The organism is Bradyrhizobium sp. 521_C7_N1_3, from assembly GCF_052075975.1.
Taxonomy (GTDB): Bacteria; Pseudomonadota; Alphaproteobacteria; order Rhizobiales; family Xanthobacteraceae; genus Bradyrhizobium; species Bradyrhizobium japonicum.
The window spans coordinates 1,998,349-2,012,095 of the sequence record NZ_CP197232.1; the positions used below are offsets into that span (position 1 = coordinate 1,998,349).

The following is a 13,747-nucleotide window of genomic DNA, read 5'->3' on the forward strand; positions in this document are numbered from 1 at the left end:
GATCGACAAGACAGCGTTCAAGGATGCCCGTCTCGGTCTCGCGAGCTGTTGAAGCAAATTGGTGACGGCATGGGCGGGAGCATACCGCTCGCGTGCCAGGACTGGGCGAACACGAAAGCGGCCTACCGCTTCTTCGCCAACGATCGCGTGGAGGAAGCCGACATCCTCAGTGGTCACTTCGCCGCCACCCGCGCGCGTTACGATGATTGTAGAGGCCCGATCCTCCTTATTCAGGACACTACGGAATTCTCCTACCAGCGCGCGAGCACGAGCGCTAATGGCCTGACCAAGAGTGTCAACAGCGGCCGGGACAAGGACGGCCGTTGACGCCATCACACGGTCTGCGGAATGCTGATGCATTCCAGTCTCGCCGTGACTGTCGAAGGTCTACCGCTGGGATTGGCCGCGGTGAAGTTCTGGACACGGAAGAAGTTCAAAGGCACGGCGCAGCTCAAGAAGAAGATCAACCCGACCCGCGTTCCGATTGAGAAGAAGGAAAGCGTTCGCTGGCTCGACAATCTCAGGCAGTCGATCGAGCGGCTCGGACAGCCGGCGCGTTGCATTCATATCGGCGACCGCGAAAGCGACATCTACGAATTATATTGCCTGACGCAAGAGCTTGGCGCCCACTTCCTTGTCCGCGCCTGCGTCGATCGGCTGGCAGGCGATGGCGGTCATACGATCGCAACCGAGATGGAAGAGACCAGCGTCAAAGGCTTGCATTACATCGACGTGCGCAACGACAAGGGAGAGGCGACGAAGGCCGCGCTGGAAATCAAGTTCAAGCGGATCGTGGTCTTACCTCCCATCGGGAAGCAGAAACGCTATCCGGCCCCCGACCTGACGATAATCCACGCCACGAGCGCGGTACGCCAAATGGCCGTAAACCAATTGAGTGGAAGCTCATCACGGACCTAGCCGTCCGCAGTCGCTCCGAAGCAATCGAGAAGATCAACTGGTACGCCATACGGTGAAAGATCGAGGTATTCCACAAGATCCTGAAATCGGGCTGCAAGGCGGAAGACTCAAAACTCCGGACCGCGGAGCGACCTGCCAATCTAATGGCGGTCTTCTGCATTCCTCAGCTGGCGCGTCCTCTGGCTCACCATGCTCAATCGCATCGCCCCGGACGCGCCGCCGAAGCTCGCATTGACGAATACCAAGATCGCATTGCTCGATCGACTCATCAGCGGCGCCAGCCATCGACGATGTCGCCCTGGAACCCTTGCATTTTATCTCACCAAGCTTGCACGATTGGGTGGCTACCTGGCCAGGGCGGGCGATCCGCCGCCTGGAAATGTTGTCATCTGGCGCGGCCACTCAAGACTCACAGATATCGAACTTGGCGCCGAAATCGCGCGGCTGGAAATGTGGGTAATTGAAAGCTTCACCGACGGATGCCATGCACGCGCCACTGGCCAAGCAGCACGAGCGGTTCGCCGCCGTGCTGCGCGGGCACTATGGCTACTATGGCAGGCCGCACAATTATCTAGCGCTCAACGGCTTCGAAGTGCGTCGAACCTGGCTGCGTTGTCTGAGATGGCGCAGCCAGAAAAGTCGGCGCATGGGCCGGCCCGAGTTCGAAACCCTGACGGCACGCTTCCGCCTGCCAACTCCACGCATCACTCGCACAGGGGCGCAGGCGCGGATATGACGCGGGTTACCGGTACGGGAAAGCCGCCCGCCCGGATCTGTGAGGGCAAAGCCAAATGGCCGAGCTACTCGACCACGATCGAAATGATCGAAATGGACACCTCTCGATCCCTTGCTCCCTTACCGCGAATCCTGACGCGCGTCCCCTCGGCAGTCACATCGGCAATAAGTATCTTGCAGAGCTCACCTACCCTTATTCCGGTCGCGATCATCAGGCGCACCGCGATCGAAACGGACCGTGACGCTCTTCCGGCGCTTGCCAGGCCCGACAACACATTTCGAGCCTCAGAACGCTTTAGTCAATGCGGCAACCGCTTTTGTTGCGGAAGCTCTAGTCGCCACCCACGGAAGGGATCCGCAGCAGGTTCCAAGGCGGCCGTTCGACGAAAGAATGTGCGTAGGCAAGCGAAGGGTCCACGCGCAGTTGAGATCGAAAGCTTCCTCCGCGCCAACAGATCGAAGATAAGCTCCAAGATCCGCCCCAATTATCGATTCAACCGAACGATCGACACCCAAGAATCGATGGAAATCGTTCAGATCCACAGCGCAGGCCTGCAGGCTGTGCGGGGACAGTTGCCGTTCAATCGCACAATACCGCAAGTACTCCGCAACCGCTGAGCTGATCAGCATCACGACCACTCCAATCCGCAAACGCAGCCAGTTTCTATCGCAGTACAAGCAGGCTTGGGATTGGCTCAGATTCATTAATGGTAAGCACCCTCACAAGGTGCCGCGGGAGAGCATATAACTCGGAATTATGCGCACTGGGCCTGATTATTTGGCTCACACACGCAAGAAGTATAACGAGGTTGGTGAGGTTTGGGACAAAGCCGATCGTTGGCACTCATGGAACAAACGCCAAATTGATCAAGAGTTGCTACTTGTCGCCGAGCAGCTCGCGACTTGCGACGATCGGCCCCCGCTAATGGGAATGCAGTCAGGATGGCAGTGCTGGTGAACTCGCTGCCGACTCCAATCTCCGCGCTAACGGGGTGCCCGAAGAGCGAGGGTCCACTACCAGCGCCAGACAGCCGAAGCGGCGAGTACGGCACGCCGATGATATTCCGATTGCGGCCGTCCTGTCGATGAAGCGTTGATCGCTTTAAGGTCGATGGCGAAAACGAGGATGCGATTCCCGGCATCCGCAAGTTCAAGAAGCGCATTTGAACGAATAGTGGGCCGCCAAAATACTTGGCGAAGTCAATGGGGAAGCGGGTCGCTCCTTCACCAAGGAGCGCCGCAAAACGGGCGGGCGCCGCGACCTTGAGGATCTCCGTGCGGCGATTACCCAGCATGCTGCCGAAGGTTATCAGAGAATTCTCAAGATCTCGCGACCGGAGAAGGGCGAACCGCGTGACGAGCGGTTAACTCGCAGCGATGCGGCTAAGCTAATCTGGACTTGCCAGTGTTATCGCAAACTGCGAAAGCGGCAGGGTTTGAAGACTCTGGCGCGCAAGCGTCCGTTGCGACATCTTGCTCGCTTCATATTTTCGGGCATCTATGGCGGGACGCGGGTCGGAGCCAGGCCGCGGCATCACCTATCCCAGCGGTCGGTTGTTTGTATGTTGACCTCGAACGTGGACGCTACGACCATCATAAGCGCGAGCGGGCTAACGGATCTCTCGACGCCACTCGTACAATTCGCCGACAGAGTTTAGGGTGCGCTCGAAGCTTCAGCTCCAGGTCCGCGAGCCGGCTATTGGCAATTTTTAGCTACGCGCAATGGACCATACGCGATCCACAAGCTCGCCGAAGTTTACGCTCACAGGCGTTCGTCGTCACCTCAACATGAACCGGTGTTCGAGCGCGTTCTCGCGCGGTTCACGCGGCGAGAGCCCGACCATCCGCATGTCGTTCCGAATGCAAAAAAGAACAGTCGGAAATCCGGCGCAGAAGTGCAGATGTGAACCGTCAAATTCTGAGGCGAGGCTCGGCAGCAGGTCAAACGCCGGTTAGCTAAACGTGCCCTTGTAATGCTGGTTAATGCTGCCCCTTAGACATCGCCATATTCTTCGACGTTCGCTGCTACGCGCATCGGCGTTACGGGGGGCACAATTTTTTCGGCTATCTCAATCACCGCCTACTATTTTGAAGCATTTCTTCGATTGCGCCCCGGACTTCGCTGTTTTTGGGCGTTGAACACACGTTAGTCTTTGGTCTGACGAAAGTGGAGATTGCGCCGGCGTGAACGAACTGCAGGCGGCCCCCGCAGCCAGCTGTCAGCTCTTTTCCAGCCGAAATCAGTGGCGGTAGTCGGCGCGAGTCCAAGTTCCGACAAGGGTTTGCTGCGACTCTTAGGGCGCAATTCCGTCGAAAACTCCAAATGCTTGGATACTGGAAAAGTGGCGACCGTGAACCCCAAGTACCAGTGGATAAACTACTACGATGATGGTTTCGAGACTCATACCGGGCCCCTTTGGTTTCGCGAGGAGCCGGACGGCAGTGCGCGCTGCACTTTCTGGGCCGAGAAAAAAGCACCTTCGTGATGTTGGAATCGTCCGTGGGGGGCTGTTTGATGACATTTGCAGCGTTTGTCTGTTCGTCATCGCGTGCCCCGTACTGCAGGGCCCGGCGTGACGACTAATTTGGCCTGCGAGTTCATCGATGTCGCCCGCGAAGGCGAACTGATCGTGGGTACAGGCGAAGTCACCCGCGCCGGCAGTTCCGTCATCTTCGTGCGCGGTCAATTTAAGGCGGCGAGCAGACGGTCTTCACCTTCTCCGGCACCATTAGGCGGCGGCAACGTAAGGTGGCGTCACAGCAAAAATATAGTTCCCGCGTTTTCTTTGAAAGTTGTGCATGGCCGCTCAGCCGCCGACAGAACATGGGATTTCCTCAATGAGCGATTTTTTTGGTATGCACTACCTCAGCCTAACGGACCTTTCGTGCAAGATCAGGTACGGCGAGATTTCGTCAACCGCGGTCACCCGCGCAATGCTCGATCGCATTGCCGCTCTAGACGTAGGCTTAAAAAGCTACATTACGGTTACAGCCGATCATGCTCTGGCGAGGGCGTGCCTGCTGGAAGGCGAACTGACGCGCGGAATGTGGCGTGGGCCACTTCACGGTGTTCCGGTGGCGGTCAAGGACTCCTTCTTCACTACCTTCGCGCCGACATCGGGCGGAATGGTCCTTCATCGCTCCTTTACGCCGTCCTACAATTCCACCGTTGTCGATCGACTTGAGCGTGCCGGTGCAGTGATCCTAGGCAAGCTTAGCATGACAGAAGGTGCATTCGGCGGCCATCATCAGGACATGCCGACGCCAGTTAATCCCTGGAACACATCGATCTGGACGGGGGCGTCCTCGAGCGGATGCGGTGTGGCGAGCGCCGCCGGTCTATGTTTCGCCTCCGTGGGATCGGATGCGGGCGGTTCCATAAGGTTGCCTTCCGCGGCATGCGGCCTGACGGGACTCCAGCCGACCTGGGGCAGGGTGAGCCGGCACGGCACCTTCGCACTAGCTGATTCGCTCGATCATATCGGGCCAATGACGCGCACAGTGGCCGACGCGGCGGCAATCATGACGGCGATATCCGGAGCGGATCCCCACGACCCAGCTACCCTACGTGCACCAGTGCCGAACTTTCTCGCCGAGCTCGGCGGCAGCATCAACGGATTGCGTGTCGGGCTGGACGAGCGTTTCGTGTTTGATACGCTAGATCCAGATGTCGCGCAGGTCATGGTAGCAGCCGTCGCCGCCTTCCGCGATCTCGGGGCTCGCATTCTGCCGGTTGAAATGCCTAAGAGCGAGACCTTAGTGGAATCCCTTATGAACCTGTGCATGGTCGAGATGGCAATCGCGCACGATGCGACCTACCCGAGCCGCGCGGCGGAGTACGGCCCCAAGCTAAGAATGTCGCTCGAAGTGGCTCGCAGCATGAGCGGGCTGGCGTATGGTAAGGCCGCGCAGGACCGGATGACCTATAGCGGCCAGCTAGCGGGGGTATTCGAGGACGTCGATCTGCTCATTGTTCCCGTGTTTGCCAGGATAACACCTCCAGTATCGGAGTTGGACGAGTTGGCCCGCACCGACATAAAGGTGCTGCTCGGCTACACAGCCCCATTTACCATGAGCCACAACCCAACACTGACGCTTCAAGGCGGAATCGACCGCAACGGCGTACCGATCGGTTTCCAGCTTGTCGGGCCGCATCTTTCGGAAGCGATGCTACTTCGCGCGGGTCATGCATTCCAGCAGATCACCGATTGGCACTGTCGACATCCGGACCTATTCGCGAAATTCAACTAATCGAAAGAGGAGCGGCGCAGCGACGCACGGTACCGCCAGGCATCGACCTGCTGCCAGGTGGCACCAGAATTGATATCGAAAGCGTCGTGATCGCAACATGCAAAAAGGGGGCGCTTGCGACACCACTCTTTTCTCATGGCATCAGCCGTCGATCGCGGCTAGATCCTGCAGGGGGGGCGTCCAGCGATTTCGTCGAGAATGTGCCCCCATCGCCTGAGGTTATGCTAGCCGAGCGCTAGGGCGTCAACCGGCGCACGCTGCGCAGTGCCATTGCGCCATTTTGAAAGCGAGCTGAAAGCCGAGCAGGGTCGCGGCGCGCGCAAGCGCATGTCTTGTCGTATCGAGCGCGCACGTGCATATCGACGGGGCTAAAGGACAGTTAATCGGAATGACACATTGTCTTGCTTTCATCATCGACCGAGTCGGCGCATCGCCCAGGCGCTGGCCGTTATCAGGGCATCGACCGTGATTTCGTGTGGAGACTGGCCGCGAGTCCGACGGCATCTGGTGTCACGCGCGACAACCTGGTTCGACGCCAAACGTTTCGCCGGCATCGAGACCGCCGTGGCGGAAACGGGCTCGATCACCGCCTCGCTCAAGCGCTTCGGCATTAACGGTTAGCTCACGTTAATCGGCGGTGCTGTCGACTAGTGACGCTGCCAATCTCGAGACGACAGGCGGGATTGTCCTCGTGACCGTCGCCGCCAGCGTGATGGTCGAGGACCAACCGATCCAGTTCGCCGAGTCGCACTTCCGGTGCCCACCTCGACTTTAGCTGTCGAGCTTTTTGATAAAGTCGCTGAGCCGCTCTAGCAGCCTGTTGCAGAACTCTCTAGCGGGATGGAATGGGACGTAATTCTCTCGATGATTGAATCGGGAGGCGGGGATGCGGGGATCGGACAGGCGATCTGGATCGCGGTCCTGGCGCAGTCGAAAGTGAAGCGGCTGTTGTCGAGTGTTCACTTCCCGGTGGACGGCAGGCTGATCGAGGCGTGGTCTTCGATCAAGAGCTTCCGCAGGAAGGATCGAGGCGACAACGACAGTGAAGGTCCGGGACGCAACGCTAAGCGCAGCTTCCACAAAGAGAAGTGTTCAAACGAGACGCATCAAAGTACGACCGACCCGGAGGCTCGGTTGTACAAGAAGGGCGACGGGCAGCCGGCCAAACTCTGCCACATGAGGCATGCTCTGATGGAGAATCTCCATGGCCTCGCGGTCGGCGGCATCGTGAGCCAGGCCACCGGCACTGCCGAACGAGAGACGGCACTCGCGTTGATTAATACTCGCCATCGCAGGAGGTGGCGCATCACGCTCGGCGCGGGCAAGGCTTATGACGTTACCCAGTTCGCCCACGAGTTGAGAGAACGATCGGTGACGCCGCATGTCGCGATCGACGGACACCTCAGCAGGGCAGGCCCGTGCAAGACGCGGTCGACGCTCGCGCCACCCGCCATGCCGCCTACGATGTCAGCCAACGCTGCCGCGAGCGGATTGAGGAGGTCTTCGCGCTGATCAAGAGTTCCGCCGGCTAATCAAGGTAAAGCTGCGGGCGCGTGGACGCTGTCTTTACGCTGGCGCTTGCGGCCACAATCTGATTCGCCTGCCCAAGCTGCTGGCGGTGCAGCTATGAGCGTACGAGGCAAACGGCGTGTCGTGGAAACGCCCGATCACGACATGGCAGAAAGCGCGCCGATGGCTCGCTTGGAATGAGATATGCCTCGAAGGCAGCGACGACATTCCTCTTATTGCCCGCCCATGGCTACTTCTTCAACAGCCTGCTAGAGGTTTCTTTGCGCCATTCCGGCCAAAGACCGTAACAATCTCCGAGTCACTCTAATCGATGCTGTAGAATCGAGCAGCATTGCCGCCGAAGACTGCATCGAGCTCGGAAGGGGAGAGGCCCGACAAAAGCTCCTTCGCTGCGGCCAGCCAATTCTCATAGGTGGCCGCAAGCTCACAGACCGGCCAGTCGCTGCCGAACATCAGACGCTCCGGGCCGAAGCAGGCGAGAAGATGGTCGGCATAGGGCCTCAGCGACGCAACCGACCAGTTGGGTCCCGCCTCAGTGGCCAAGCCTGAGAACTTGCACGCAACAGATGGCCGCTTTGCAAGTGCTTCCATGTCGCTCGACCATGGTTCCATTATGCCCTTGGCGATGAATGGTTTTGCGCCGTGGTCGATGACGATCAGCAGGTCCGGAATGTGGTCGGCCAGCGCCGCAACGACTGGCAGATGGCGCGGCTGGATCAGTGCGTCAAAACGCAAGTTGAGTTTCGGTAGAAGCTTCAAAGCCGCGAGCTGCGTTGCCTTTAGGATATCGAATGTGTCGTCGATGTCCTGCAGCACGGGGCGGATGCCGCGGAATTTCGGCCGCGCTGCCAGCCTACGCAGCGTCGCTTCCACATCGTCGGCATCGAGATCGACCCAGCCGACGACCGCCGCGACGCTGGAATGCTCGTCGGCAAGGTCGAGCATAAATTGGGTTTCGGCGACCGTTACCGCAGCCTGCACCAGGACTGTGCGAGCAATGCCGGCGGCTTCGAGATGCGGCTTGAGATCGGCCGGTAACGCATCGCGCACAAGCGGCGCGCAACGCGGCCCCATCCAGTAATAGTCGCCGCGGTCGACTCGCCAGTAGTGATGGTGCGCATCGATCTTCTGCATGATTCACCTACTTCGATGATAGGCTTGATCAAGCCGCATTTATGTCCAGCCTGCAATATCAGGGCCGATAACATTTTTGATTAGCTGGAACTTTAGCGAGTTCGCATGTCGTTTCTCGGCAAAATAGCAGGGATAGCGCCAATTATCGGATCGTATGGTCGACATTTGTGCACCAATGTCAGTGTTTGCGCTTGGACCGCCCTTTGACGATATCTTCTACGGCGCTCAGCCTTGCTCAGGCACTCCCTTGGAAGACCGGTTGAGCCTGCTGTGTCGTACGCATCCGGCTAGGCCGCAGGCTGGTTGGATCATTCCCGTTGCCAGCGCGTGAGCAGCTTGGGGTTTTGTATTTTGTAGCGATCGCTACTTGGTCGAGGCTTCCGCGTTGGATGCGCAACCAAATGGCGCCGCTCGGGACCTGCGGCATTCTCGTCACGGTGCAATTTGTGTTGCCGCGGTGAACTATGCGAATCTAGGATGACTAGAACAACAGCGATCAGTTTAATCCCACGTCGCCTCGTTATCCCAGAGCTTCCTGGAGTCGCGCCAGATTACGAACGACTTGCCGGGACGCTACGTCTGCAGATATCCTGCGCATATGGAACGGTTTCACACGTTTTATTCGCTCTTGTGGCGTGTTTTAGCCGCGAATCCGGCGCGTCGCAAAATATAGTTCCTTTGTGAGGAAGCGCAGCCTGGTTGACGCTAAGAGGTGCGTTAACGGCGACAATGCGGTGACCCGGTTTGCGAACAATGCCGCTCCGCTTCAGTTGGGGGATATATGAGCAAACAGAAATCCGCTGACCATTCACAGCGTGGCACTAACCGGCGATCAATATTGCAAGCGACCGCGTGTTCACTAGCCGTGCCTTTCGTCGCGAAGCCAAGCTCCGCGTGGACGAAGGAAAAGCTCGCCGGCAGCGGCGAAGTCGTCGTTCAGACGTTCGGCGGCTCGTACACCGAAGGCTTTCGGCGATACGTCCATGACCCCTTTACGAAGTCTACGGGAATAAATGTCGTCGACGTTGTTTCTGATAATGCCGACCCGCAGATAATGGCGATGTCCCGTGCTGGCAAAATTGATTGGGACATCGCGGGGGTGTCGGTAGTGAGCTATCAAAATATGCATGCTGCTGGCATGTTCGTGCCGATTGATTATAGCCTCTGGGACCAAGAGCCGCTGGAAGGCGTGCCCCCGAGCGCTCGTCTCGAAAGTGGAGTTATACTTTACTCGACGGCGACGCTGCTAGCTTATGATGAGCGCGCGTTCCCGAAAGGTGGTCCGAACAGCTGGGCGGATTTTTGGGACGTCAAGAAGTTTCCGGGACCACGGGGGCTGAGTGTTATTAACCCTTGGCGCGCGGTAGTGTTTGCACTCCTGGCCGCCGGTGTTGCGCGGAATGAGATCTGGCCGCTGACCGATGACAAGCTGGACCGCGCATTCGAGAAGCTCAACCAGATCAAACCGCATATAGCGAAGTGGTGGTTGGCGGGCGGCGAACCCCCTCAACTGTTGGTCAACGGAGAATACGCGATGACCAGCGTGTTGGACGGCCGTGTACTCAGCGCAATCAATCAGGGCGCGCCGCTCAAAATGGTCTGGGACGGAGCCCACCTGGCGGGCAGCACAGTTGCTGTTATTCTGAGGGGCTCACGGAACACAATGAATGCCCAAAAGCTGATCGCCTTTATGAACCGCGCTCAGATTGCCGCCGGCGTTACTCAGGGCACCGGCTACTCAGCGCCGAATACACATCAGCTTAAGTATCTACCCCCTCACCTGATTCCGCAGCTTAGCATAAATCCGGAGAACGCTTCGAAAGCCGTCATCGAGGACTCCGCTTGGCTCGCGGCGATGCACTCGGTCGGCAAGACTAATTCCGATTACATCCAGGAGCGCTTTCTCGCTTGGCGGGCACTATAAGATCAGCACTAATCAACGTTGGGCGGTGTCTTTGTGGGCTGCGTCAAGAAGCATTCGATGACCCCTCACCTGTTGGAACAAGTGAGTTCGCGCCTAACCCCGGCGTGCGTTATCGCCCGTTTCAGCGTGTCGATCATTTCTTAATACTTACCTGAGTCACGGGACTGATCTAGGTCATTGCCGAGAAGGCCAAAACAGTCGACGCCTGCTGTTGCTCGCCCAAATGATCGGCCGCCGACCGCGATGCTGCTCCTCGCGCGCTGCGATGTGCGAAACGTCCACTCCGCTGGGCCGGGTGCAATCACGACGCGCTTCTGCCATTTGACGCCAAACCTCAAGCGCGGCGTTCGGTCTTGAGCCCACAATGAGGAGCGAGCATTCAGAGCAACTCCGCTTGTTGCTCAAGGGAAGGCATCCCAGGGGGCGCATCTCGAGGCTCACGCAGCCCACCACACGGCACAGAGGTTGGTCGCATTGAGACTTAAGACGCAAGTGCGATGCAGCTTCCGCATCGGCGTAGGCAGCTCGTGGGCCCCAGTATGAGGAAAAAACGTGGTGAGCTAAGCCATGCAGAAAAAGCCGACCTAGCAGCTTGAAGGTGGCCTTGGTCTCAACTGAGCACGACCTTGCGCCTGATCAGCAATTTCCCGGCGTTGCGGTCTTACTTTCAAAATGCCGTATTACTCTTTTGACCTCATGATTGGCGATGAGTACAAGAATCAGGGCGGGCTGATCCTTGAAAATATTGAGCTGGCGGCCGACCGAGCGCAGCAGCTTGCGACCGAGCTCTCTTTCGTACATCCGGAGTCGAAAGTCCAAAGGCTGTGCGGTGCGAGTGACCAGCCACCAGAATGCCGAAGTCTATCGGACGCCGCTTGACCCACTTCCGTCTTGGATGACGCCTCGCTCCTAAGCATCAGCACCGATCCAGAACAGCCGGTTGCGGCGTCATCTTTCCTGACAATTTGCCGACCCCGTCAGCTTCAACAGATCGTCGTGCACAGAGTACGGATATTTGTTCGAGACAGACGCGCCGGAGTGACTGTGGCTGCCGCAGCGCGCGGGTACAATCTCGGCCTGAGACACAACGCTAAGTTGATTAGACGGCTCTGAGGCTGAGGCTCCGCCCCCTAACTTAGGTCGCCGTGCCGGACGACGTTGGAACAGGCTCCCGAGGCGATCTCTCGGGACTGCTGCTTCAAGCCACGTCGAAATGCGCGGCAACGCATCATCCCGCATAATTTCACCGACTAGAAGGCAATCTTCGCCGTCCTTATGCGCCTGCGCATATTACGACCGTGCTTAGCGACACGAAACGGAGGAGCAAGGGGGCAATGGCTGTTCAGCCTAATCGCCATTCATTTTTTCGCCCGAGCCGGCGCTCACTTCTTCAGTCATCTGCGGCCGCGGCGCGCCCAGACGGCAAAACCAATGCAGATCACGTCCAGGAGCGTTGGCTGACATGGCGGGCCCGATGACATCCATCGCAATGAACAATCCACCAGCGACCTCGCCAGCACCGTCGGGCCGGGTCACACCCTGGGCCTGGCTCCTTCTACCAGGGGCCCTGTTCCTGGCGGTGCTCTTTGTGGTGCCACTATCGGAGCTTCTGCTCCTTTCGTTCGGGATGCCAAACTGGACGCTGGCGCATTTCCTGCGCATCGGGGACAACCCCGCCTACATCGTCGTCTTGCGCAACACCTTGGAAATCAGCGTAATGGTGACGGCGCTTAGCTTCGTGCTGAGTTACCCGATTGCATACTCGCTCGCAACAGGCGGAGTGGTGCTGCGCACCTTTCTCCTCGTCGCGGTCGTGCTCCCATATTTCACAAGCGTTCTAGCGCGGACCTTTTCGTGGGTCGTCCTTCTGGGACGCAACGGTGTCGTCAATCAGATGCTGCTCCAGCTCGGATGGGTCTCGCAACCCGTTCCGATGCTCTACAACCGTTTCGGTGTGATCGTCGGCATGGTTCACGTCATCATGCCGCTCATGATCTTGCCGATGCTCACGGTCATGTCTGGCATAGATCAAAAGCTACTGCGTGCCGCAAGAGCCAACGGTGCAAGTCCGGTCGCCGCCTTCCTAACAATATTTCTACCGCTCAGCCTGCCGGGCGTCATCGCTGGAGTGTTGCTAGCATTCATCTATTGTCTTGGCTTCTACGTGACGCCCGCACTACTCGGCGGCCTATCGGATGTCATGATTACGATGGAAATCAGCTCCCAGGTCGTGGATCTGCTTAACTGGAATTTCGCCTCAGCTCTTTCCATGGTCCTCTTGACGACCGTCTTGCTCATTTTGTGGGTTGGCGCGCGGTTCTTTCCCATCGAGCAACTCTTGGGACTCTCCAATGACAAGCTCAGTTCGAAAGCCGGTGTTCAACGCCGACTCGGTGCGCAGTGGCTGATCCGGATAGGTTCTGCAGCGAATGCGCTTGACCGTTGGCTACCCTCAATGGGAGGTCGAGGTGTTTCCATTTTTGCGAGTTTTCTCGCAGCACTGCTCTTGCTGCCAGTCCTGATTGTCGCCTACCTGTCGTTCAGCGCGTCGTCTTACTTCGTCTTTCCGGTACTGCACTACTCGCTGCGCAACTACCAGACCTATTTCTCCGATCCACTGTGGGTGCGCGCGACTTTGGTTAGCATCCGGGTTGCTTTAATGGCCGCCGCGATGGCGACGCTGCTCGGCAGCATGCTGGCATTCGGTCTGTCGCGCGGCGGCATTCGTGGTCGAGGCGCCGTCGTTGCTCTCGTTCTCTCGCCGATCATTTTACCGACCATTGTGGTAGCGGTCGCGACCTATTTCGTGCTGGTGCGAGTTGGGCTCCAAGGCACGGAGCTCGGGTTGGCACTCGGCCACGCGGTCCATGCAATTCCCTATGTCGTCGTGATCGTTGTTGCTAATTTGCGCGATCTGAACCCGACATACGAGCGCGCGGCACGCAGCCTAGGTGCGGGTCCCCTGGTCACCTTCCGGACGATCATTGTGCCGCTTGTTATGCCAGCATTGATTGTCGCGGTGTTCTTCACCTTCCTCACTTCATTTGACGATGTCGTTTACGTGCTGTTCCTTGGCATCGGGCGGATCACGACGTTGCCGATGCGTATGTGGGAGGGGATCAGACAAGATATAAATCCAACCATCGCGGCCGTGGCCACGCTGCAGATGGTGTTTGCCGCGACTGTTATTATCATCAGCGCCGTGCTGGGCCCCAGGAAGAAAACCTGACGACGCGGGCAAACGAAGAGATGCGA

The 13,747-nt window shown here is 58.2% G+C and carries 8 protein-coding genes and 2 pseudogenes; 8 read left to right on the forward strand and 2 right to left on the reverse strand.

Features of this window, described 5'->3' with window-relative positions:
• Positions 1-48: 48 nt before the first annotated feature.
• The 3 genes from AB7008_RS09100 to AB7008_RS09110 all read left to right on the forward strand — a co-directional run bounded on the left by AB7008_RS09100 (position 49) and on the right by AB7008_RS09110 (position 1,654).
• Positions 49-327, forward strand: a complete 279-nt coding sequence (locus AB7008_RS09100) for an IS4/Tn5 family transposase DNA-binding protein (RefSeq protein ID WP_441258699.1) — start codon at positions 49-51, stop codon at positions 325-327.
• A 27-nt stretch (positions 328-354) separates the two neighbouring features.
• Positions 355-918: a hypothetical protein gene (locus AB7008_RS09105; protein WP_441258700.1), complete on the forward strand. Its 564-nt coding sequence runs from the start codon at positions 355-357 to the stop codon at positions 916-918.
• A gap of 484 nt (positions 919-1,402) precedes the next feature.
• The gene (locus AB7008_RS09110) at positions 1,403-1,654 is read left to right on the forward strand and encodes a hypothetical protein (RefSeq protein ID WP_441258701.1); all 252 of its coding nucleotides are present in this window, start codon (positions 1,403-1,405) and stop codon (positions 1,652-1,654) included.
• A 284-nt stretch (positions 1,655-1,938) separates the two neighbouring features.
• Here the strand turns inward: AB7008_RS09110 and AB7008_RS09115 are convergent, their stop codons facing one another.
• A complete protein-coding gene (locus tag AB7008_RS09115; protein WP_441258702.1) occupies positions 1,939-2,358 on the reverse strand; it encodes a site-specific integrase in 420 nt (139 codons plus the stop codon).
• A 1,868-nt stretch (positions 2,359-4,226) separates the two neighbouring features.
• Here AB7008_RS09115 and AB7008_RS09120 point away from each other — a divergent pair.
• From AB7008_RS09120 to AB7008_RS09130, 3 genes and pseudogenes are all read left to right on the forward strand, one after another.
• Positions 4,227-4,301: pseudogene (locus tag AB7008_RS09120) on the forward strand (PaaI family thioesterase); the annotation flags it as partial.
• A 190-nt stretch (positions 4,302-4,491) separates the two neighbouring features.
• Positions 4,492-5,904 carry an amidase gene (locus AB7008_RS09125; protein WP_441258703.1) on the forward strand — a complete coding sequence of 471 codons (1,413 nt, stop codon included), beginning with the start codon at positions 4,492-4,494 and terminating at the stop codon, positions 5,902-5,904.
• Positions 5,905-6,831: 927 nt separating this feature from the next.
• A pseudogene (locus AB7008_RS09130) lies at positions 6,832-7,534 on the forward strand (transposase); the annotation flags it as partial.
• A gap of 203 nt (positions 7,535-7,737) precedes the next feature.
• On the opposite strand, the gene AB7008_RS09135 reads toward AB7008_RS09130, so the two are convergent.
• A complete protein-coding gene (locus tag AB7008_RS09135) occupies positions 7,738-8,568 on the reverse strand; it encodes an amidohydrolase family protein (protein WP_441258704.1) in 831 nt (276 codons plus the stop codon).
• Positions 8,569-9,349: 781 nt separating this feature from the next.
• Here AB7008_RS09135 and AB7008_RS09140 point away from each other — a divergent pair.
• A complete protein-coding gene (locus AB7008_RS09140; RefSeq protein WP_441258705.1) occupies positions 9,350-10,492 on the forward strand; it encodes an ABC transporter substrate-binding protein in 1,143 nt (380 codons plus the stop codon).
• Between the two features lie 1,474 nt (positions 10,493-11,966).
• Entirely contained in the window at positions 11,967-13,721 is a 1,755-nt protein-coding gene (locus tag AB7008_RS09145) for an ABC transporter permease subunit (RefSeq protein WP_441258706.1), read from the forward strand.
• Positions 13,722-13,747 lie beyond the last annotated feature (26 nt).

Bases quoted from the DNA above. Each gene is read 5' to 3' on its own strand.
- AB7008_RS09145 (WP_441258706.1), top strand. From the start codon at position 11,967: ATGACATCCATCGCAATGAACAATCCACCAGCGACCTCGCCAGCACCG.
- AB7008_RS09105 (WP_441258700.1), top strand. From the start codon at position 355: ATGCATTCCAGTCTCGCCGTGACTGTCGAAGGTCTACCGCTGGGATTG.
- AB7008_RS09135 (WP_441258704.1), bottom strand. From the start codon at position 8,568: ATGCAGAAGATCGATGCGCACCATCACTACTGGCGAGTCGACCGCGGC.
- AB7008_RS09110 (WP_441258701.1), top strand. From the start codon at position 1,403: ATGCACGCGCCACTGGCCAAGCAGCACGAGCGGTTCGCCGCCGTGCTG.
- AB7008_RS09140 (WP_441258705.1), top strand. From the start codon at position 9,350: ATGAGCAAACAGAAATCCGCTGACCATTCACAGCGTGGCACTAACCGG.
- AB7008_RS09125 (WP_441258703.1), top strand. From the start codon at position 4,492: ATGAGCGATTTTTTTGGTATGCACTACCTCAGCCTAACGGACCTTTCG.
- AB7008_RS09115 (WP_441258702.1), bottom strand. From the start codon at position 2,358: ATGAATCTGAGCCAATCCCAAGCCTGCTTGTACTGCGATAGAAACTGG.